Source organism: Streptomyces sp. NPDC016469, from assembly GCF_040632905.1.
Taxonomy (GTDB): domain Bacteria; phylum Actinomycetota; class Actinomycetes; order Streptomycetales; family Streptomycetaceae; genus Streptomyces.
This window is the reverse complement of sequence record NZ_JBEYCQ010000031.1, coordinates 66,253-87,307: the sequence shown is the minus strand read 5'-3', so window position 1 is coordinate 87,307 and position 21,055 is coordinate 66,253. Positions and strand designations below refer to the sequence as shown.

The 21,055-nt window shown below is 72.7% G+C and carries 19 protein-coding genes; 8 read left to right on the top strand and 11 right to left on the bottom strand.

The annotated features are described in order from the left end of the window. Nucleotides 1–344 precede the first annotated feature (344 nt). The 8 genes from proC to ABZ565_RS28880 all read right to left on the bottom strand — a co-directional run bounded on the left by proC (nucleotide 345) and on the right by ABZ565_RS28880 (nucleotide 8,071). Nucleotides 345–1,154, bottom strand: a complete 810-nt coding sequence (gene proC, locus ABZ565_RS28915) for a pyrroline-5-carboxylate reductase (protein WP_361033062.1) — start codon at nucleotides 1,152–1,154, stop codon at nucleotides 345–347. A gap of 74 nt (nucleotides 1,155–1,228) precedes the next feature. Beyond that, the gene (locus tag ABZ565_RS28910) at nucleotides 1,229–1,987 is read right to left on the bottom strand and encodes an ABC transporter permease (RefSeq protein WP_361033059.1); all 759 of its coding nucleotides are present in this window, start codon (nucleotides 1,985–1,987) and stop codon (nucleotides 1,229–1,231) included. Further along, nucleotides 1,984–2,751 (bottom strand): ABC transporter ATP-binding protein, encoded by a 768-nt coding sequence (locus tag ABZ565_RS28905; RefSeq protein ID WP_361033056.1) that lies wholly within the window; start codon nucleotides 2,749–2,751, stop codon nucleotides 1,984–1,986. Before ABZ565_RS28905 ends, ABZ565_RS28910 begins: the two co-directional genes overlap by 4 nt. A 79-nt stretch (nucleotides 2,752–2,830) precedes the next feature. After that, nucleotides 2,831–3,385: a hypothetical protein gene (locus ABZ565_RS28900; RefSeq protein WP_361033053.1), complete on the bottom strand. Its 555-nt coding sequence runs from the start codon at nucleotides 3,383–3,385 to the stop codon at nucleotides 2,831–2,833. A 70-nt stretch (nucleotides 3,386–3,455) separates the two neighbouring features. Beyond that, the gene (gene ilvD / locus ABZ565_RS28895; protein WP_361033050.1) at nucleotides 3,456–5,309 is read right to left on the bottom strand and encodes a dihydroxy-acid dehydratase; all 1,854 of its coding nucleotides are present in this window, start codon (nucleotides 5,307–5,309) and stop codon (nucleotides 3,456–3,458) included. Between the two features lie 279 nt (nucleotides 5,310–5,588). Then, entirely contained in the window at nucleotides 5,589–6,212 is a 624-nt protein-coding gene (locus ABZ565_RS28890; protein ID WP_361033047.1) for a TetR family transcriptional regulator, read from the bottom strand. Beyond that, complete coding sequence (locus ABZ565_RS28885; RefSeq protein WP_361033044.1) at nucleotides 6,209–7,036, bottom strand: sugar phosphate isomerase/epimerase; 828 nt, start codon at nucleotides 7,034–7,036, stop codon at nucleotides 6,209–6,211. The genes ABZ565_RS28890 and ABZ565_RS28885 overlap by 4 nt, the downstream gene beginning before the upstream one ends. A gap of 84 nt (nucleotides 7,037–7,120) precedes the next feature. After that, nucleotides 7,121–8,071 (bottom strand): Ppx/GppA phosphatase family protein, encoded by a 951-nt coding sequence (locus tag ABZ565_RS28880; protein WP_361033041.1) that lies wholly within the window; start codon nucleotides 8,069–8,071, stop codon nucleotides 7,121–7,123. Nucleotides 8,072–8,112: 41 nt separating this feature from the next. On the opposite strand from ABZ565_RS28880, the gene ABZ565_RS28875 reads away from it, so the two are divergent. Then, nucleotides 8,113–8,988, top strand: coding sequence for a hypothetical protein (locus tag ABZ565_RS28875; protein ID WP_361033038.1), 876 nt, complete (start codon nucleotides 8,113–8,115; stop codon nucleotides 8,986–8,988). Nucleotides 8,989–9,001: 13 nt separating this feature from the next. Here ABZ565_RS28875 and ABZ565_RS28870 read toward each other — a convergent pair whose 3' ends face one another. Further along, complete coding sequence (locus tag ABZ565_RS28870) at nucleotides 9,002–10,843, bottom strand: hypothetical protein (protein ID WP_361033035.1); 1,842 nt, start codon at nucleotides 10,841–10,843, stop codon at nucleotides 9,002–9,004. A gap of 134 nt (nucleotides 10,844–10,977) precedes the next feature. Between ABZ565_RS28870 and radA the strand changes: the two genes are divergently transcribed. Further along, a complete protein-coding gene (radA, locus tag ABZ565_RS28865) occupies nucleotides 10,978–12,390 on the top strand; it encodes a DNA repair protein RadA (RefSeq protein WP_361033032.1) in 1,413 nt (470 codons plus the stop codon). Between the two features lie 122 nt (nucleotides 12,391–12,512). Beyond that, the gene (gene disA / locus ABZ565_RS28860) at nucleotides 12,513–13,637 is read left to right on the top strand and encodes a DNA integrity scanning diadenylate cyclase DisA (RefSeq protein WP_026171409.1); all 1,125 of its coding nucleotides are present in this window, start codon (nucleotides 12,513–12,515) and stop codon (nucleotides 13,635–13,637) included. Nucleotides 13,638–13,662: 25 nt separating this feature from the next. Here the strand turns inward: disA and ABZ565_RS28855 are convergent, their stop codons facing one another. After that, on the bottom strand, nucleotides 13,663–14,430 hold the full coding sequence (locus tag ABZ565_RS28855; RefSeq protein WP_361033081.1) for a hypothetical protein: 768 nt from the start codon (nucleotides 14,428–14,430) through the stop codon (nucleotides 13,663–13,665). A gap of 333 nt (nucleotides 14,431–14,763) precedes the next feature. On the opposite strand from ABZ565_RS28855, the gene ABZ565_RS28850 reads away from it, so the two are divergent. From ABZ565_RS28850 to cseC, 5 genes are all read left to right on the top strand, one after another. Next, entirely contained in the window at nucleotides 14,764–15,666 is a 903-nt protein-coding gene (locus ABZ565_RS28850) for an A/G-specific adenine glycosylase (protein WP_361033029.1), read from the top strand. A 306-nt stretch (nucleotides 15,667–15,972) separates the two neighbouring features. Then, nucleotides 15,973–16,521, top strand: coding sequence for a SigE family RNA polymerase sigma factor (locus tag ABZ565_RS28845; RefSeq protein WP_361033078.1), 549 nt, complete (start codon nucleotides 15,973–15,975; stop codon nucleotides 16,519–16,521). After that, entirely contained in the window at nucleotides 16,509–17,234 is a 726-nt protein-coding gene (locus ABZ565_RS28840; RefSeq protein ID WP_361033026.1) for a hypothetical protein, read from the top strand. The genes ABZ565_RS28845 and ABZ565_RS28840 overlap by 13 nt, the downstream gene beginning before the upstream one ends. A gap of 10 nt (nucleotides 17,235–17,244) precedes the next feature. Further along, nucleotides 17,245–17,949, top strand: coding sequence for a two-component system response regulator CseB (gene cseB, locus ABZ565_RS28835; protein ID WP_361033023.1), 705 nt, complete (start codon nucleotides 17,245–17,247; stop codon nucleotides 17,947–17,949). Further along, a complete protein-coding gene (gene cseC, locus ABZ565_RS28830; protein WP_361033020.1) occupies nucleotides 17,946–19,304 on the top strand; it encodes a two-component system sensor histidine kinase CseC in 1,359 nt (452 codons plus the stop codon). Before cseB ends, cseC begins: the two co-directional genes overlap by 4 nt. 57 nt (nucleotides 19,305–19,361) lie before the next feature. Here cseC and ABZ565_RS28825 read toward each other — a convergent pair whose 3' ends face one another. Further along, nucleotides 19,362–20,945: an MDR family MFS transporter gene (locus ABZ565_RS28825; RefSeq protein ID WP_361033017.1), complete on the bottom strand. Its 1,584-nt coding sequence runs from the start codon at nucleotides 20,943–20,945 to the stop codon at nucleotides 19,362–19,364. Nucleotides 20,946–21,055: the final 110 nt, after the last annotated feature.

The following is a 21,055-nucleotide window of genomic DNA, read 5'->3' as shown; positions in this document are numbered from 1 at the left end:
GTTTCCCTTTCCGGCGAGTCCGACTCTATCAGATCCTTTCGGGCCTGATTCCCAGTCAGCGGGCTTGTCCTCCGGGCTGTTGGGCCCTTCCGACGAGTGAGACATTAGCGGAATCCTGGGCCCCGACGCTAATCGGGGTCGCGCTCCTTCGAACGCGGATTCCTCATTTCGCATAAGCGCACGCAAAGACATGCGACAGCTGTCGCGTGCTCGTTGTGGTTACTGCGGAATGGCTGCCCGGGGACCAACCGGAGTCGGCGCTCACGTCGGACAACTCGGAGCACACTACGGATCGGGCGGAGGCGTGTCAACCCCCGGCCGGGCCGGGGGTGACGGGGCCCTGGTCAGCCGTTGCCGGAGGCCAGCTCGCGGCTGCGGTCGCGGGCCGCTTCGAGTGCGGCGATGAGGGCCGCGCGTACGCCGTGGTTCTCGAGCTCACGGATGGCGCTGATGGTGGTGCCGGCCGGGCTGGTGACGGCTTCACGGAGCTTGACCGGGTGCTCGCCGCTGTCCCGGAGCATCACGGCGGCGCCGATCGCGGCCTGGACGATGAGGTCGTGGGCCTGGGCACGCGGCAGGCCGAGCAGGATGCCGGCGTCCGTCATCGCCTCGACCAGGAAGTAGAAGTACGCCGGACCCGAGCCGGACAGGGCGGTGGCCGCGTCCTGCTGGGACTCCGGGACGCGCAGGGTCTTGCCGACACCCTTGAAGATGTCGTCCGTCGAGGCGAGGTGCTCTCCCGTGGCGTGGCTGCCCCCCGAGATGACGGACATGCCCTCGTCCACCAGGACGGGGGTGTTCGGCATGACGCGCACGACCGGGGTACCGGCGGAGAGGCGGTCCTCGATGAACGCGGTCGTGATGCCGGCCGCCGCACTGATCACCAGGCGGTCCGCGGTGAGGTGCGGGGCCAGCTCGTCCAGGAGGCGGCCCATGTCCTGTGGCTTGACCGCGAGGATCAGGATGTCCGCCCGCTTCGCGGCCTCCGCGTTGGTGACCGCGTCCACGCCGTACCGGTCGCGCAGTTCGGCGGCCCGGTCCGATCGGCGGGTGGTGACCAGCAGGTTGGACGGGCGCCAGCCGGCCCGGATCATGCCGCTGAGCAGGGCCTCGCCGATCTTGCCGGTACCGAGGACTGCAACTGTCTGGGTCATGCCGTTCACCCTCCGGGCGGTGCTCGATGTGCGCGGTGCTCAGTGCTCGTCGGCGCCATCTTCGCACCGCCCCGTCAGGCCGTGCGGCGGCGGAGGGTGGCCGCGCCGAGGGCCAGGACGAGCAGGGCACAGCCCGCCACGATGAGCACGTCCCGGACGAAGTCGCCGGTGACCTCGGTGTGGTGGAGCACCTCGTTCATCCCGTCCACGGCGTACGACATCGGCAGCACGTCCGAGACGGCTTCGAGGAACGGGGCCATCCGGTCGCGCGGGATGAAGAGGCCGCAGAGCAGCAGCTGCGGGAAGATCACCGCGGGCATGAACTGCACCGCCTGGAACTCGGAGGCCGCGAACGCCGAGACGAACAGCCCGAGTGCCGTGCCGAGCAGCGCGTCGAGCAGGGCGACCAGGAGCAGCAACCACGGCGAGCCCATGACGTCCAGGCCGAGGGCCCATACCGACAGGCCGGTGGCCAGGAGCGACTGGAGGACGGCGACCGCTCCGAAGGCGAGCGCGTACCCCGCGATGAGGTCGCCCTTGCCGAGCGGCATCGAGAGCAGACGCTCCAGGGTGCCGGAGGTGCGTTCGCGCAGGGTGGCGATCGAGGTCACCAGGAACATCGTGATCAGCGGGAAGATCCCCAGCAACGAGGCGCCGATCGAGTCGAAGGTCTGCGGGCTGCCGTCGAAGACGTACCGCAGCAGCGTGATCAGCAGGACCGGGACCAGCAGGAGCAGCGCGACCGTGCGGGGGTCGTGGGCGAGCTGGCGCAGGACGCGGGCGGCGGTGGCGAGAGTGCGGGCCGGGCTCAGGGGGGCTGTGGTGCTGCTCATCGGGCGTTCTCCTTGCGGTGGGCGGCCGCGTCGACCAGGTACAGGAAGGCCGCTTCGACGGTGTCGGTGCCGGCGGCGGTGCGCAGGGCGTCCGGGGTGTCGTCGGCGAGGATCTCGCCCTCGCGCATGAGGAGGAGGCGGTGGCAGCGCTCGGCCTCGTCCATGACGTGGGAGGAGATGAGGAGCGCGGTACCGCGCTCGGCGGCGAGGGTGTGGAAGAGCTGCCACAGGTCGCGGCGCAGGACCGGGTCGAGGCCGACGGTCGGTTCGTCGAGGACGAGCAGGTCCGGGGTGCCGAGCAGGGCTACGGCGAGGGAGACGCGGGTGCGCTGGCCGCCGGAGAGGTTGCCGGCGAGGGCGTCCTCGTGGCTGGTCAGGTCGACCTCGGTGAGCGCGCGGGTAACCGCCTCGTGGCGGGCGTCGCGGTGGGCGCGGCCCGGCTGGAGGACCGCCGCGAAGTAGTCGAGGTTCTGGCGGACGGTGAGGTCGGTGTAGACGGAGGGCGCCTGGGTGACGTACCCGACGCGGGGGCGGAGGGAGGGGTGGCCGGCGGGGCTGCCGAGGACCCGGAGGGTGCCGGTGACCTTGGCCTGGGTGCCCACGACGGCGCGCATGAGGGTGGATTTGCCGCAGCCGGAGGGGCCGAGGAGGCCGGTGATCCTGCCGGGTCCGACGGTGAAGTCGAGGCCTTTGAGGACCGTGCGGCTGCCTCGTTGGACGGTGAGGCCACGGGCCTCGACGGCGACACCCGAAGAATTCATCATGTGATGAATTCTGGTCGCACGGGCGCGACACGTCAAGGGGCCGCGCGTCTGCGCGGCCCCTTGCGATGCGGTGCGGTGGTTACTTGCGGCGGGGCTTCCTGCCCTTGGCCGTCTTGCGGGCGGCCGGGTTGCCCGTGCGGGTGGCGCGGCGCTTCGCGTACCGGGCGACGGCTTCCTCGTACTCCGTACGCCTCAGCTTCTCGCCGGGCGCCTCGGTGAACGTACGGAGGAAGTACGCGAGCAGCGAGCCGACGAAGCCGATGGCCTTCAGGCCGCGCAGGTTCTCCTCGCGGGCCGGGTCGGCCGGGCGGCGGCCGAAGCCCTCCCAGGTCTTGCGGAAGGCGACCGCGCTGCAGATGGCGAACATCGCGACCACCAGCACGCCGACGAAGCCGCCGACGTCGGCGATCTCCAGCCCCTGGTACGCGAAGCGGAGGACGAGGCAGGCGGCGGCCGCCGCGAGGAGGGAGCCGACGGCGGCTCCGGCGCGGCGCAGGCCGTAGTGGCCGTCGTGGGCGACCCACGTGGTCCCGAAGAAGCGGAGGGGCTCGGGCTGCGGGCCCTGCGGGGTGCCGGCCGCGGGCTCGGACGGGCCGGCGGTCGCGCCTTCGGGGGTCTCGCTGTTCTCGCTCACGGGGTCGATTATCCCGCAGGTTCGGTGAGGTCCGGGGGGCCGTGCGTGCGGCCCCCCGGTACCGCTCGGGTCAGCCCAGCTTCGAGACGTCGCGGACCGCGCCCCGGTCGGCGCTCGTCGCCATCGCGGCGTAGGCGCGCAGCGCGGCGGAGACCTTGCGGTCGCGGTTCTTCGGGACGTACACGCCGTTCAGGGCCTCGCGGCGGGCGGCCAGCTCGGCCTCGGGGACCAGCAGGTCGATCGAGCGGTTCGGGATGTCGATCCGGATCCGGTCGCCGTCCTCGACCAGCGCGATCGCGCCGCCGGAGGCCGCCTCGGGCGAGGCGTGGCCGATGGACAGGCCCGACGTACCGCCGGAGAAGCGGCCGTCCGTGATCAGGGCGCAGGTCTTGCCGAGGCCGCGGCCCTTCAGGTACGAGGTCGGGTAGAGCATCTCCTGCATGCCCGGGCCGCCCTTGGGGCCCTCGTAGCGGATGACGACGACGTCGCCCTCGCTGACCTGCTGGGTGAGGATCTTCTGGACGGCCTCCTCCTGCGACTCGCAGACGACGGCCGGGCCCTCGAAGGTCCAGATGGACTCGTCGACACCCGCCGTCTTCACGACGCAGCCGTCCACGGCCAGGTTGCCGCGCAGGACCGCGAGGCCGCCGTCCTTGGAGTAGGCGTGCTCCACGGAGCGGATGCAGCCGCCCTCGGCGTCCTGGTCCAGGGTGTCCCAGCGCTCGGACTGGGAGAACGCCTCCGCCGAGCGCACGCAGCCCGGAGCGGCGTGCCACAGCTCGACCGCCTCCGGCGCCGGGGAGCCGCCGCGCACGTCCCAGGTCTTCAGCCAGTCGTCCAGCGACGGGCTGTGCACGGAGTGCACGTCCTCGTTGAGCAGGCCCCCGCGGTGCAGTTCGCCGAGGAGGGCCGGGATGCCGCCGGCGCGGTGCACGTCCTCCATGTAGTACGTGCGGTCCTTGGCGACGTTCGGGGCGACCTTGGCCAGGCACGGGACGCGGCGCGACAGGGCGTCCATCTCGGTCAGGCCGTAGGGAACGCCCGCCTCCTGGGCGGCGGCCAGGAGGTGCAGGATCGTGTTGGTGGAGCCGCCCATCGCGATGTCGAGCGCCATGGCGTTCCCGAAGGCGGCGGCCGTGGCGATGTTGCGGGGCAGGACCGAGTCGTCGTCCTGCTCGTAGTAGCGGCGGGTCAGGTCGAGCACCGTGCGGGCGGCGTTCTCGTAGAGAGCCTTGCGGGCGGTGTGGGTGGCCAGGACCGATCCGTTCCCGGGGAGGGAGAGGCCGATGGCTTCGGTCAGGCAGTTCATCGAGTTGGCGGTGAACATGCCGGAACAGGAACCGCAGGTGGGACAGGCGTTCTCCTCGATGCGGAGGATGTCCTCGTCGGAGATCTTGTCGTTGACCGCCTCCGACATCGCGTCGACCAGGTCGAGCGTGCGCACCGTGCCGTCGACCAGCGTGGCGCGGCCCGACTCCATCGGGCCGCCGGAGACGAAGACGGTCGGGATGTTCAGGCGCAGGGCCGCGTTGAGCATGCCCGGGGTGATCTTGTCGCAGTTGGAGATGCAGATCAGGGCGTCGGCGCAGTGCGCCTCGACCATGTACTCCACGCTGTCCGCGATGAGGTCGCGGGAGGGGAGGCTGTAGAGCATGCCGCCGTGGCCCATGGCGATGCCGTCGTCCACGGCGATCGTGTTGAACTCGCGCGGGATGCCTCCGGCGGCGACGACCGCTTCGCTGACGATCCGGCCGACGGGGGCCAGGTGCGTGTGGCCCGGCACGAACTCCGTGAAGCTGTTGGCGACGGCGATGATCGGCTTCCGGCCGATGTCCGCGCCGGGTACCCCGGAGGCCCGCATAAGCGCGCGGGCGCCCGCCATGTTGCGGCCGTGGGTGACTGTGCGGGACCTCAGCGTGGGCATCGTCTTTTCGCTCCTTCTGCGTTGAAGACTGTTCTTGAGCGTACGCCGTCGGTGCCAGGATGTGGACCGGGTGTCCGCTATGCGGAAGCATTCGGGGCGGAGGGCGCCTGCGGCGGGCCTGTTCCCCTCCCCGCCCCTCCCCGCCCCTTCCCGCCCCTTCCCGGAACCGGGGCTCCGCCCAGGGCCCCGCGCCTCGAACGCCGGCGGGGCTGATCTTTGCCCCTGCGGCGATTGAGCAGCGGGGGTACGGGGGCAGCCCCTCGACGACGGCCCGCGGGATTACGCGGAGGGCTCCGTCAGGTACCGCTGCAGCGTCGGGGCCACCATCGCCACGATCTTCTCCGGCGGCGCGGACGCCAACGGCTCGGCCTCCAGCACGTACCGCAATATCGCGATCCCCACCATGTGCGACGCCGCCAGCTCCGCGCGGAACGTCGCGTCCGGGATGTCCAGGCCCGCCGCCACGCGTTCCAGGAGGCGGCGCAGTACGAAGCCTCGGAGGACCTTCGCGGCGGCCTCGTGGGTGAGGGCGGAGCGGAGGACCGCGAGGAGGGGGGCCCGGGTCGCCGGGTTCTCCCAGATCGCGATGAAGGCGCGGGCCAGACGTTCGCCCACGTCCTGGGGGTCGCCTTCGAGGACGGCCGGGACGAGCAGCGCGGGCTCGAAGGACAACTCGATCGCGGCGGCGAAGACCTCGTCCTTCGTACCGAAGTAGTGGTGGACCAGCGCGGAGTCGACGCCGGCCGCGCGGGCGATGCCCCGCACCGAGGTCTTGTCGTACCCGCGCTCGGCGAACTCCGTGCGGGCGGCCTCCAGGATGCGGGTGCGCGCGTCCGGGCCGGTGTCCGACGCGGCGCGGGCGGGGCGGCCCCGGCGCTTGGGGCCCGGCACGTCCGGGGTCATGAGCGGGGGGCGCGCTCGGCGGCCGAGGCGAGGTGGAGCCGGGTGAAGGCGAGCGCCTCGGCGAGGTCGGCCTCGCGTTCGGCGGTGGACATCGCGCGGCGGGTGTTGACCTCGATGACCACGTGCCCGTCGAAGCCGGAACCGGCCAGCCGCTCCAGCAGTTCCGCGCAGGGCTGGTCGCCCCGGCCGGGCACCAGGTGCTCGTCCTTGTTGGAGCCCTTGCCGTCGGCCAGGTGGACGTGGGCCAGCCGGTCGCCCATCCGGTCCACCATGGCCAGGCCGTCCGTGCGGGCGGTGGCGGTGTGCGAGAGGTCCACCGTGAAGTGGCGGTAGTCGTCGTTGGTGACGTCCCAGTCGGGCGCGTACGCGAGCATCTCGCGGTCCCGGTAGCGCCACGGGTACATGTTCTCGACGGCGAACCGGACGTCCGTCTCGTCGGCCATCCGCCAGATTCCGCTGACGAAGTCGCGGGCGTAATTGCGCTGCCACCGGAACGGGGGGTGGACGACGACCGTCGTCGCGCCCAGCTTCTCGGCGGCGGCGCGGGCCCGCTGGAGCTTGACCCAGGGATCGGTCGACCAGACCCGCTGGGTGATCAGCAGACAGGGCGCGTGCACGGCGAGTATCGGCACCTGGTGGTAGTCGGAGAGCCGGCGCAGCGCCTCGATGTCCTGGCTGACCGGGTCGGTCCAGACCATGACCTCGACGCCGTCGTAGCCGAGGCGCGCGGCGATCTCGAAGGCCGTCGCCGTCGACTCCGGATAGACCGAGGCCGTCGACAGGGCGACCTTCGCATCCGGGACGCGCACCACTGGTTCTGCCACGCAGACAGCGTACGGGCAGTGGTGCGCCCCGCCGAGGGAGAGCGGCGGAAAGTGAGAAGGGCCGCACCGGCCCCTCCCGCCCCCTCAGTCCAGCGCCGCTTCCCCGCGCGACGGCAGGTGGTCCAGGCGGCGCAGGATCACGCCCTCGCGCAGCGCCCACGGGCAGATCTCCAGCTCGTCCACGTCGAGCAGGTCCATCGCGCCCTCCGCGACCAGTGCCCCGGCCAGCAGCTGCGCGGCCCGGCCCTCGGACACGCCGGGCAGGGTCCCGCGCTCCTCGGCGGTCATCGCGGCCAGCTTCGGCACCCACTCCTCCAGCGCCTTGCGGCTGAGGGTGCGCGGCACGTACTGGCCCTCGGCGGAGCGCGCCGCGCCCGCGATCCTGGCCAGCTGCTTGAACGTCTTGGAGGTGGCCACCACGTGGTCCGGGCGGCCGATGCGGGCGAAGTCGCCGACGCTGCGGGCGATGCGCGCCCGTACGTGCCGGCGCAGCGCCTTGACCTCCGCCGGGTCCGGCGGGTCGCCCGGCAGCCAGCCCGCGGTGAGGCGCCCGGCGCCCAGCGGCAGCGAGACCGCGGCGGCCGGTTCCTCGTCCATGCCGTACGCGATCTCCAGCGAGCCGCCGCCGATGTCGAGGACCAGCAGCTTGCCCGCCGACCAGCCGTACCAGCGGCGGGCGGCGAGGAAGGTGAGCCGGGCCTCCTCCGTACCGCTGAGGACCGCGAGGTCGACGCCCGTCTCGTCCCGTACCCGCTCCAGGACCTGGTCGGCGTTGCTCGCGTCGCGTACCGCCGAGGTGGCGAAGGCGAGGACGTCCTCGCAGCCCTTGTCCTCGGCGGCTTCGAGCGCGCCCGCGATCGTCCCGACCAGCCGGTCCACGCCGAGCGGGCCGATCGCGCCGTCCCTGTCGAGGAGTTCGGCGAGGCGCAGCTCGGCCTTGTGCGAGTGCGCGGGCAGCGGGCGGGCGCCGGGATGGGCGTCCACCACCAGCAGATGAACCGTGTTCGACCCCACGTCGAGGACTCCGAGTCTCATACGCGGAACGCTACTGCGGGCGGCGGACTTACTCTGGGCGCGTGCCAAAGACGAAAAAGGCGAAGCCGGGCAAAGCCACGAAGAAGCGGGACATCGAGGCGGAGACCCCGCAGGACATCAAGCATGTGGAGAAGGTGGAGATGCGGACGCCGGCCGCGTCCGAGCCGGATCCCTCCGACGAGACGGAGCTCGACTTCGCGCGCGCCTGGGTGGAATTCCCCGACCCCGCCGACGACGAGCAGGTCTTCCGCTGCGATCTGACCTGGCTGACGTCCAGGTGGACGTGCATCTTCGGCAGCGGCTGCCAGGGCATCCAGGCGGGCCGCGCGGACGACGGCTGCTGCACGCTGGGTGCCCATTTCTCGGACGAGGACGACGAGAAGCGGGTGGCCGGTCATGTCGCGCGCCTCACTCCGGAGCTGTGGCAGTTCCACGACGTGGGTACGGAGACGGGCTGGACCCAGACCGACGAGGACGGGGACCGCCAGACACGCCGCTGGCAGGGGTCGTGCATCTTCCAGAACCGGCCGGGCTTCCCCGCCGGGGCCGGCTGCTCGCTGCACATCCTGGCGCTGCGGGAGGGCCGGGAGCCGCTGGAGACGAAGCCGGACGTGTGCTGGCAGCTGCCCGTACGGCGTACGTACGAGTGGATCGACCGGCCCGACGACACGCGGGTGCTCCAGGTGTCGATCGGTGAGTACGACCGGCGGGGCTGGGGCCCGGGCGGCCACGACCTGCACTGGTGGTGCACGTCGGCGACCTCGGCGCACGGGGGCGGCGAGCCGGTGTACGTGTCGTACCGGCCGGAGCTCATCGAGCTGATGGGCAAGGAGGCGTACGACACGCTGACGGAGCTGTGCGAGCAGCGGCTCGCCTCGCTGCTGCCGATGGCCCCGCACCCGGCGGACCCGGCGTAGTCCGGCCGCACGGTCAGTCCGCGCGAGGCGGGGTGCTCGGGCCCTTCGGCGGTGCGGGCGGTCCGGAGGAGCCGGTCGGGTCCGGGGTGGGACTCGGGTCGGTCTCCGTCGGCGTGGGCGTCGGGTCGGTCGGGTCCGGCGTCGGGGTGGAGGGGTCCGGGGTGGGATCCGGGTCCGGCGTGGTGGACCTCGGCGGGACCGGGCGCGGGTGGATTCCGCGCGGTGAGGCGCCCGGGGTCGGCGCCTTGGCCCCGTAGCCGTGCAGGGCGACGACCGCGCCCGAGGGGGCGACGGTGAGGTGGGCGGTCCAGGGGCCGGCGGGCTGCCGCGCGTGGTCCACGAAGGCCCGGATCGTGACGCTGCCGCCCGCCGGGAGCTTGCCGGAGGTACGGCTCAGGATCACCCAGGACCGGTCGGTGGCGACGGACCAGGAGACCGGGCCGGACCTCGAGGCGGTGAGGGTGATCAGGGTGGCGGAGCCGGCGGTGCGGGTCCGGACGGTGAGCCGGCCCTCGCCGTGCGCGGCGGGGCCGTGGGAGGGGCCGGCGCCCTTGCTGACGATCTCCGCGGAGACCTCCGGCAGGGAGTCCTTGCCGGGGAAGCGGGAGCCGCCGTCCGGGCGGGCGTTGCCGGCGTTCTCGTAGTCGTCGTAGGGGGTCTGCGCCGCGCCGGTCCCGTTGTCGGCGGCGCTGACCGCCGAACCGTCGCGGCCCTCGCCGGTGAGGGGCGCCCCCCGGTAGGCGGACCACAGGGCGATGACGGGGGCGGCGACCACGGTGGCGACGACCGTCGTCGTCATGACCCGGGAGCGCAGCCGGTCGCGGCGCGCGGCGTGGTCCTTGGGGTCCATGGGGAAGCCGGTGCGGTCGAAGCGTGGAGTGGCGGACCGATTCTTCTGGTGTTTCTGCGCGTGCAGCATGGCCACGTACGCGGAGGGGCGCGGCGCCTCCACGACCGGCAGCACGGCGGCCGGGGTCACCGTCTTCCCGGGCCACGGCCCCTCGGCCCCGGCGCGCTCGGCGGCGCGGCGGCAGCGCGGGCAGTCGTCCACGTGCCGGACGAGCTCGCGGCGCAGCGTGGGCGAGAGCAGCGCGCGGTGGTCGCCGGTGAGCCGGCCGGCCGTGGGGCAGTTGCCCGTCTCCACGACGGCGAGGGCGGCCCGGGTGCGCTCGACCTCGCAGGCGGCGCCGGCCAGCAGTTCGCGGGCGGCCGTGGGGTCGAGGCCGAGGACGGCGGCGACGGCGCGCGGGGTCAGCCCGTGCCGGACGGCCAGCTCCAGCGCCTCGCGCTGCTCCGGCGTGGTGCCCGCGGCCTCGGGCCAGGCCAGCTGGGCCAGCTCCCGGCGGTGCGCCTCGGCGTGGGCGCTTTCCGGTGGGGCGGGGCTCTCCGGTGGAGCGGGTGCGGCGGTGTGTGCGGCCGCAGGCGGCGTGGGGCGCGCCGCGCGCCGGGCGGGGCGGGCGGCCGCCGGGGTGTGACGGTCCTCGTCGGCGGGCCTGCGGTGCGGGGGGCGCGCGGGGTCGGAGCGGCGGTGGGCTCGGCGGCCCTGCTTCTGCTCGGTGAGCCGGCGCAGACAGGTCCACCGGGCCAGGGCGTACAGCCAGGTTTTACGTTCCTCCTCGTCGGCCGGGCAGCGGGAGCCCTGCCGTTCGGCCAGGGCGAGGACGCCGCCCAGCGCCTCGGTGGCGGCGTCGTGGTCGCAGAGGACGGAGAGGCAGTAGGTGAAGAGGCCGTCGAGATGCGGCTCGTAGCGGGCGGGCGGCTTCTTCGGCGCGGCGTGCGAGGAGTGGGGCGCGCGATGCTGTCCCCGGTGCGCCCCGGGGGTGTTCGTCGGAGTCTCCAGCCTGCTGCTCGTCACCTTGCGACCGTAGGGGCGGCGGGCTCACCCCTCGCACTCCTTGAGTAGATTTAACCCTTACGGGTGAACGTATCGCGCGATAAGGGACAGGCGTTCCCGCCCGCGCTGTCAGACCCCACCGATACGGTGGCGCCATGGCTGCCCGTACGAAATCCGCGAAGGACCGGCCGTCCTACCGCTGCACCGAATGCGGCTGGACCACCGCGAAGTGGCTCGGCCGCTGCCCCGAGTGCCAGGCGTGGGGGACGGTCGAGGAGTTCGGCGGCGCGCCCGCCGTCCGGACCACGGCGGCGGGGCGGGTCTCCACCGCCGCGCTGCCCATCGGCCAGGTGGACAGCCGGCAGGCCACCGCCCGGCCGACCGGCGTCGGCGAGCTGGACCGGGTGCTGGGCGGCGGTCTGGTGCCCGGGGCCGTCGTGCTGCTCGCGGGCGAGCCGGGCGTCGGCAAGTCCACGCTGCTGCTGGACGTGGCGGCCAAGGCGGCGACCGACGAGCACCGGACGCTGTATGTGACGGGTGAGGAGTCCGCCTCGCAGGTCCGGATGCGGGCCGACCGGATCCGGGCGATCAGCGACCACCTGTATCTGGCGGCGGAGACCGATCTGTCGGCGGTGCTCGCCCACCTCGACGCGGTCAAGCCCTCGCTGCTGGTCCTGGACTCGGTGCAGACCGTGGCCTCGCCGGAGATCGAGGGCGCGCCGGGCGGCATGGCGCAGGTCCGCGAGGTGGCGGGGGCGCTGATCCGGGCCTCCAAGGAGCGCGGGATGTCGACGCTGCTCGTGGGCCATGTCACGAAGGACGGCGCGATCGCCGGGCCCAGGCTCCTGGAGCACCTGGTGGACGTGGTGCTGTCCTTCGAGGGCGACCGCCATGCCCGGCTGCGCCTGGTCCGCGGGATCAAGAACCGGTACGGGGCGACCGACGAGGTCGGCTGCTTCGAGCTGCACGACGAGGGGATCACGGGTCTCGCCGATCCGTCCGGCCTCTTCCTCACCCGGCGCGCCGAGCCGGTACCGGGCACCTGCCTGACGGTGACCCTCGAGGGGAAGCGGCCGCTGGTCGCGGAGGTGCAGGCGCTGACGGTGGACTCGCAGATCCCGTCCCCCCGGCGGACCACCTCGGGCCTCGAGACCTCCCGGGTGTCGATGATGCTCGCGGTCCTGGAGCAGCGCGGCCGGATCAGCTCGCTGGGCAAGCGGGACATCTACAGCGCGACGGTGGGCGGCGTGAAGCTGACCGAGCCGGCCGCCGACCTGGCGATCGCGCTGGCGCTGGCGAGTGCGGCGAGCGACACACCGCTGCCGAAGAATCTGGTGGCGATCGGCGAGGTGGGGCTCGCGGGCGAGGTCAGAAGGGTCACGGGCGTGCAGCGCAGGCTGGCCGAGGCGCACCGGCTGGGGTTCACGCACGCCCTGGTCCCGACCGACCCCGGCAAGGTCCCGGCCGGTATGAAGGTGACCGAAGTGGCCGACATGGGCGACGCGCTCAGGGCGCTCCCGCGCCGGACCCGCGCACAGGCCCCCCGGGAGGACGGCGCACGCCGGTAGACTTTGCCCTGGTCTCGCCCGTCCGTACGAACGGTACGAGGGACGTAGGGTCCTTCGATTGGACGGCCTGTTCCGACCGACAGGCCACGAGGGCACCGCAAACCTGTGACCGGAGGAGTGCAGTGGCAGCCAGCGACCGGGCAGCATCGCCCGGAAAGTCCGGCCAAACCACGGGCAATGAGGCGCTGATGCGCGCCTCGTTGAGCGCCGTCGCGCCCGGAATGGCCCTGCGGGACGGCCTGGAGCGCATTCTCCGCGGCAACACCGGGGGTCTGATCGTGCTCGGCATGGACAAGACCGTCGAGTCGATGTGCACGGGCGGCTTCGTGCTGGACGTGGAGTTCACCGCGACCCGGCTGCGGGAGCTGGCCAAGCTGGACGGCGCGCTGATCCTCGACAAGGACATGACCAAGATCCTGCGCGCCGGTGTGCAGCTGGTCCCGGACGCGTCGATCCCCACCGAGGAGACCGGTACCCGGCACCGCACGGCGGACCGGGTCTCCAAGCAGTGCAATTTCCCGGTCGTCTCGGTCTCCCAGTCGATGCGCCTGATCGCGCTGTACGTGAACGGGGAGCGGCGGGTCCTGGAGGAGTCGGCGGCGATCCTGTCCCGCGCCAACCAGGCCCTGGCCACGCTGGAGCGGTACAAGCTGCGGCTGGACGAGGTCGCCGGGACGCTCTCCGCGCTGGAGATCGAGGACCTGGTGACCGTCCGGGACGTGACGGCGGTCGCCCAGCGCCTGGAGATGGTCCGCCGCATCGCGACGGAGATCGCGGAGTACGTGGTGGAGCTCGGCACCGACGGCCGGCTGCTCTCGCTCCAGCTGGACGAGTTGATCGCGGGCGTGGAGCCGGAGCGCGAGCTGGTCGTGCGGGACTACGTGCCGGAGCCGACCGCGAAGCGTTCGCGCACGGTGGCGGAGGCGCTGACCGAGCTGGACTCGCTGACCCACACGGAGCTGCTCGAACTCCCGGTCGTGGCGCGGGCGCTGGGCTACAGCGGCTCGCCCGAGACGCTGGACTCGGCGGTGTCGCCGCGCGGTTTCCGGCTGCTGGCGAAGGTGCCGCGGCTGCCGGGCGCGATCATCGACCGGCTCGTGGAGCACTTCGGCGGTCTGCAGAAGCTGCTCGCGGCGAGCGTGGACGACCTCCAGACGGTGGACGGGGTCGGCGAGGCCCGGGCGCGCAGCGTGCGCGAGGGACTGTCCCGGCTGGCCGAGTCGTCCATCCTCGAACGGTACGTGTAGGGCCCCGGCGCTCCCCCGGAACGCCTCAGTCCTTCGCGAGGACGAACGAGGCGCGCTGCACGGGCTCGCCGGGCGCCTTGGCCTCCACGAGGTACGTGCCCGGCTTGGCCTTGCCCGCGGGCGGCGTCGCGCACTTGGGGGCGCTCTTCGCCCGGTCCCACTCCACGGTGTGCACGACGGTCGTCCCGGCGGGCACCTCGATCAGTACGGGCTTCGGGTCGCGCGGGCAGTCCTTGGAGGACCACACCTCGTCGTCGTCCCCGCCCGCCTCGGTGACGGTGAGCACCGCGCTCTTCGGTCCGAAGTCGGCCTTGCAGGCGGTGGACGAGCTGTTCGTGACGAACAGCCGGAACTTCGGCTTCTCGTCGGGGGAGTAACTGAGTTCGGTCTTCAGGCCGATCCGGATCGCGCCCGCGGCACAGTCCGGGAGCGAGGAGCCGGCCGGCACCGGACGCGCGGCCTCCACCCCGGCGCTCGTGCCGGAGCCGGTGGAACCGGAAGCGGAACCCGAACCGGTGTCCTGGCCACCGCCGTTGGCGTCCGAGGAGCCCGAGTCGCCGCCCGTACCGGCGGAACCACCGCCCGAACCGCCGTCCTTGTCACCGTCGCTGCCGCCGGAGCCGTTCGACCCGCCGCTCCCGCCGGGCTGTCCGCTGATCGCGGGGCCGGAACCGGAAGGTCCGGGCGTGATGGAGCCCGCGGGGCTGGAACCGGGCGCCTTGGAGTCGTCGTGGTGATCCCCGCCGCCGCCACCGGAGGTGACGGCCCATGCGATCAGCGCCGCGAGCAGCACGACCAGGGCCGCCGCGACCGCCCTCCGTCGCCAGTAGATGCTGGAGGGTAGCGGACCGATCGGATTGCGCAGAGATCCCACGGCGCAAACTGTACGAGAGATCCGGCCCAACTCCCGCCCCACCCGCCGCCTTGAGCCCCAAGTTTTGCGGATCATCATCCTGCGAGGGCCAGTTCGGGCATCGGAAACGACCGATGTGCCCCTATGTGGCGAAACGTTTACGCACAGCGAGTGCGTCGAGGCGGCCGGAGAACGGTCCATCGGCCAGTTGCCGCAACCGCTCGCGGGGCGTGGGGCCTCCAACCGGAACGCCGTGTCAGGATCGATGGTGCGATGACTGCCACGACTGCGACACAGACGCCCCCCGCCTCCCTCCACGCCCCCGTGATCGGGTGGTTCGACCAGCACGCCCGCGATCTGCCCTGGCGCCGCCCCGAAGCGGGGGCCTGGGGTGTGATGGTGAGCGAGTTCATGCTGCAGCAGACCCCCGTCAACCGGGTCCTCCCGGTGTACGAGCAGTGGCTCGCCCGCTGGCCGCGCCCCGCCGACCTCGCTGCGGAGCCGCCCGGCGAGGCGGTCCGCGCCTGGGGCCGGCTCGGCTACCCGCGCCGGGCCCTCCGCCTCCACGGGGCCGCCCAGGCGATAACGGAACGCCATGGCGGTGACGTACCGAGTGAGCACGCCCAGCTCCTCGCCCTGCCCGGCATCGGCGAGTACACGGCGGCGGCCGTGGCCTCGTTCGCGTACCGGCAGCGTCACGCCGTCCTCGACACCAACGTCCGCCGGGTCTTCGCACGGGCCGCGACCGGCATCCAGTACCCGCCGAACGCGACGACCGCCGCCGAACGCAGGCTCGCCCGGGAGCTGCTGCCCGACGAGGACGAGCGGGCGGCCCGCTGGGCGGCGGCCACGATGGAGCTGGGCGCCCTCGTCTGCACCGCGAAGAACGAGGACTGCTCGCGCTGCCCGATCGCGGAGCAGTGCGCCTGGCGGCTGGCCGGGAAGCCCGCGCACCAGGGGCCGCCGCGCCGGGGCCAGACCTACGCCGGCACGGACCGGCAGGTGCGCGGCAGGCTCCTCGCCGTGCTGCGCGAGGCGGTCGGCCCGGTCCCGCAAGCGGCGCTCGACACGGTGTGGGACGAGCCGGTGCAGCGGGCCCGCGCGCTGGACGGGCTGGTCGCCGACGGTCTGGTCGAGCCACTGGCCGGCGGCCGGTACCGGCTGCCGCTGACCTGAGGGACCGGGCCGTCTCCCCCGCGTAACAGCGTCCGCCCGGCTCCGTAACAACAGCGGACAGGGCCCGTCCGCCCCGTGACAATGACGGGGCGGACGGGCCTTCTCGCGTCCGGCGCGGGATCGTTTGTCCGGTCTCCTCCCCGCACTGTTACACAACCGATGGACAGCCGTGCGCCCGCCTACGGCTGCCCCGCACAGCCTCGTGACAACCGCTCCGTAGCGTCTGCGACGTCAGCCGGAACCGACCACCGGCGGGCAGCGGTACGAGCGGTTCTACGGGGATCCACGGGGATGGAGGCGGTTGTGATGGCGCAGGGCGAGGTGCTCGGCTTTGAAGAGTACGTACGGACCCGGCAGGAGGCGCTGCTGCGCAGTGCGCGCCGGCTCGTCCCGGACCCCGTCGACGCCCAGGACCTGCTCCAGACCGCGCTGGCCCGCACCTACGGCCGCTGGGACCGCATCGAGGACAAGTCCCTCGCCGACGCCTATCTGCGCCGCGTCATGATCAACACCCGCACCGAGTGGTGGCGTGCGCGCAAGCTGGACGAGGTGCCCACCGAGCAGCTGCCCGACGCCAGCATCGAGGACGGCACCGAGCAGCGCGCCGACCGCGCCCTGCTGATGGACATCCTGGGCGTGCTGGCTCCCAAGCAGCGCAGTGTCGTCGTCCTGCGACACTGGGAGCAGATGAGCACCGAGGAGACGGCGGCGGCGCTCGGCATGTCGGCCGGTACGGTGAAGAGCACGCTGCACCGTGCGCTGGCGCGGCTGCGCCAGGAGCTGGAGAACAGGGAAGCGGCGAGCCGGGAGGCCCGGCACGCCGAGGAGCGGGGGCGGGAGCGGTGCGCGGCCTGACAGGCAGCGGTGACGACGGCACGGTCACCGGCACAACCGGCGGGGGAACGGCAGGCGCCGACAGGCGCCTGCTGACCGGGTGGGCGGCGAGCAGCACGGCCCTGGCCGGCCTCGCCGTCTTCGGGCTGTTCGCCGTCAGCTGCTCCACCGGCGGCACGGGCACCCGGGACGAGGGCCCGGCGGGCGCCGAGCCGGTCGTCCAGGTCACCCCGAGCGCGACGGCCGCCGCCACGGCGAAGCCCGCTCCCAAGGTGGACGCCGTGGCGCTGCTCAAGGCGGACCCGAAGGTGAGCGGGCGGGTCCGGATGGACCTGAAGGCATGCAGCGGCGACGAGTACCCGGTGGACACCTCGTACGGCCGGATCACCGGCGGCCCGTCCGCCGACGTGGTGGTCAACGTGATGACCTGCGGCGACTCGGTGGGGGTCGGCACCTACGTCTACCGGCCGCGCGCCGACGGCACGTACCAGAACGTCTTCGCCGTCGAGCAGCCCGCCGTCTACGGCACCATCGACCGCGGGGACCTGGTGGTGACGACCCAGGTGTACGAGAAGAAGGACGCGGTCGCCTATCCCTCGGGCGACGAGGTGATCACGTACCACTGGGCGAACGGCCGGTTCACCGAGCAGGACCGGGTACGCAACGACTTCAACCGAGCCGTGGGCGCGGGCGACGGGGACCTTCCCGAGCCCACGGAACCGCCGAGGAACTGAGAGCTTCCCGATGGCCGAGACCCATGTGCTGTTCGTCGAGGACGACGACGTCATCCGCGAGGCCACTCAGCTCGCGCTGGAACGGGTGGGCTTCGCGGTCACCGCGGTGCCCGACGGGCTGACCGGCCTGGAGGCCTTCCGGGCGGACCGGCCCGACATCGCGCTGCTCGACGTCATGGTCCCCGGTCTGGACGGGGTCAGCCTGTGCCGCCGCATCCGGGACGAGTCGACGGTCCCCGTGATCATGCTGTCGGCGCGGGCCGACTCGATCGACGTGGTCCTCGGCCTGGAGGCCGGCGCGGACGACTACGTCACCAAGCCGTTCGACGGGGCGGTCCTGGTGGCCCGGATCAGGGCGGTGCTGCGCCGCTTCGGCCATGCGTCGGGCGACCGGGCCGGGGGCGGGCAGCCGGAGTCCGAGGCCGTGGGCGGGGTGCTGGTCTTCGGGGACCTGGAGGTCGACACCGAGGGCATGGAGGTCCGCAGGGGCGGTGCGCAAGTGGGGCTGACGCCGACCGAGATGCGGCTGCTCCTGGAATTCTCCTCGGCGCCCGGCACCGTGCTCTCCCGCGACAAGCTGCTCGAACGGGTCTGGGACTACGGCTGGGGCGGCGACACCCGGGTCGTGGACGTCCATGTGCAGCGGCTGCGCACCAAGATCGGCCAGGACCGGATCGAGACGGTCCGCGGCTTCGGCTACAAGCTCCGGGCATGAGGCGGCCCGCCCTGCGGACGGGTGTCCGCTGGAAGATCAGCATCGCGATCGCGGCGGTCGGCGCGCTGATCGCCGTCGCGCTGAGCCTGGTGGTGCACAACGCGGCCCGCGTCTCGATGCTGGAGAACGCCCGCGAGGTCCAGCTGGAACGGCTGACCTACGCGCAACTGCTGTACGAGGCGAAGAAGACGAAGAAGGCCGACCCCCGGTTCGGGGCGAAGCTCAACGATCCGACGATGCCGCAGAGCCTGCGCGAGGAGACCCGGCGCAACCGCCGCGCCACGCATGTGGAGGAGTCCGGCGGGGTGCCCGACGTCTGGGCGGCCGTGCCGGTGGGCAACGGGAACGTGCTGTCGCTGCACACCCGGTTCGCGGACCGCTCGACCACGGTCATGGGCGACCTGGACCGGGCGCTGATCATCGGTTCGGTCTCGGTGGTCCTCGGCGGCTCCGCGCTGGGCGTGCTGATCGGCGGCCAGCTCTCGCGCCGGCTGCGCAAGGCGGCCGCGGCCGCCGGGAAGGTGGCCCAGGGCAACACGGACGTCCGGGTCAGGGACGCGGTCGGCGGCGTCGTGCGCGACGAGACGGACGAGCTGGCCGGGGCGGTGGACGCGCTGACCGACGCGCTGAACGAGCGGATCGAGGCGGAGCGCCGGGTCACCGCGGACATCGCGCACGAGCTGCGGACGCCGGTGACCGGGCTGCTGACGGCCGCCGAGCTGCTGCCCCCGGGCCGCCCGACGGAGCTGGTGCGCGACCGGGCCCAGGCGATGCGCACCCTGGTCGAGGACGTGCTGGAGGTGGCCCGGCTGGACAGCGCGTCGGAGCGGGCCGAGCTCCAGGAGATCGCGCTCGGCGAGTTCGTGAGCCGGCGGGTGGCGCTGCTGGACCCGGAGGTCCGGGTCCAGGTGGTCCACGACTCCTGGGTCAATACGGACCCCCGCCGCCTGGAGCGCATCCTGGGCAACCTGCTGGGCAACGCGGCCAAGCACGGGGCGACCCCGGTGGAGGTTGCGGTCGAGGGCCGGGTGGTCCGGGTCCGCGACCACGGGCCCGGTTTTCCGGCGGCGCTGCTGCGGGAGGGGCCGAGCCGGTTCCGCACCGGGTCGGCCGACCGGGCCGGGCGCGGGCACGGTCTCGGGCTGACGATCGCGGCGGGCCAGGCCCGGGTGCTCGGGGCCCGGCTGACCTTCCGGAACGCGGCGCCGGAGGGCGCGGCGGCGGGCAGCGGCGGGGCGGTCGCGGTGCTGTGGCTGCCGGAGCACGCGCCGACGGCCACGGGCAGCTATCCGATGCTCCAGTTCGCGGAGCAGCGGAGCCCGGTGGCGGAGCCGGGCTCCTCGAAGAAGGCGTGACGGGGAGAGGGCCCCGGGACGCGTGCTCCCGGGGCCCTCTCCGTACCTCCGCGGCGGTCAGATCTCCGCGACCGCCGGGGCGGGCTCGGCCTCGGGGCCGGCGCCCCGCAGCGGGACCTCCTTGACGAAGAGGGAGGCGACGACCGCGACCAGACCGACGGAGGCGCCGACGAGGAACGCGATGTGGGTGCCGGACGACACCGCGAACTCGTACGCCTCGCGCACCGGCACCGGCAGCTTGGCCAGGCTCGCCGCGTCCAGCTGGGCGGAGTGCGCGGTGGCCGCGCCGCCGCCGCGCGATGCCATCTCGTCCTGGACCCGGCCGGTGAACAGCGCGCCCATGATGGCGACGCCGAAGGAGCTGCCGAGCGTACGGAAGAGGGTGGTCGAGGAGGACGCGACGCCCATGTCCTTCAGCTCGACGCTGTTCTGCGCGACGAGCATCGTGATCTGCATCAGGAAGCCCATGCCGGCGCCGAGCACCGCCATGTACAGCCCGGAGGTGAGGCGGCTGGTGCCGGTGTCCATCTGCGCGAGCAGGAAGAGGCCGATGACCATGAGGATCGAGCCCACGACGGGGAAGACCTTGTACTTGCCGGTGCTGGTGGTGACCCGGCCCGCGATGAGCGAGACGACCATCATGGACAGCAGCATCGGCAGGAGCAGCAGCCCCGAGTTGGTCGCGGAGGCGTGCTGCACTGACTGCTGGTAGAGCGGCAGGAACAGCACCGCGCCGAACATCACGAACCCGGCCATGAAGCCGACCACGGACATGAGCGTGAAGTTGCGGTTGCGGAAGATGTGGAGCGGGATCATCGGTTCGGCGGCCTTCGTCTCCACGAAGAGGAAGCCGGCCAGCGAGGCGACGCCGATCGCGATGAGCTCCATGATGACCGCGGAGTTCCAGTCGTACTCGGAACCGCCCCAGGTGGTGACCAGCACGATCGCGGTGATGCCGACGGTGAGCAGCACGGCGCCGAGGTAGTCGACGTTCCGCTTGGTGCGTTCCCGCTTGGGCAGGTGCAGGACCGCGGTGATCATGATCAGCGCCACGGCGCCGAGCGGCAGGTTGATGTAGAAGCTCCAGCGCCAGCCGAGGTGGTCGGTGATGGTGCCGCCGACCAGCGGTCCGCCGATCATGGCGATGGCCATCACGCCGGCCATCATGCCCTGGTACTTGCCGCGCTCGCGGGGCGGCACGAGGTCGCCGATGATCGCCATGACGCCGACCATCAGACCGCCGGCACCGAGGCCCTGGACGGCCCGGAAGCCGATCAGCTGGCCCATGTCCTGGGCCATGCCGCTGAGGACCGAGCCGATCAGGAAGATCACGATGGACGTGAGGAAGATGCCCTTGCGCCCGTACATGTCGCCGAGCTTGCCCCAGATGGGCGTGGACGCGGCGGTGGCCAGGGTGTAGGCCGTGACGACCCACGAGAGGTGTTCGAGGCCGCCGAGGTCACCGACGATGGTCGGCATCGCGGTGCCGACGATCAGGTTGTCGAGCATCGCCAGCAGCATGGCGATCATCAGGGCGAGCACCACCACCCGGACGCTGCGCTGCGGCGGAGCCGGTGCCTCCGCCTTCGTGGCCGGTATGCCGCCCGCCTTCCCGTCCGCCGTCTTGATCAGGTCCGCCATCTTCCCCAACTCCCCAGTCACCCCTGCACCGGGCCCTTACTTGCCGCCCGGCTAGTTGCTTACACTGGAGGAAGGTAGACCCGTAACTAGCCGGGCGTCAAGTAAGTTAA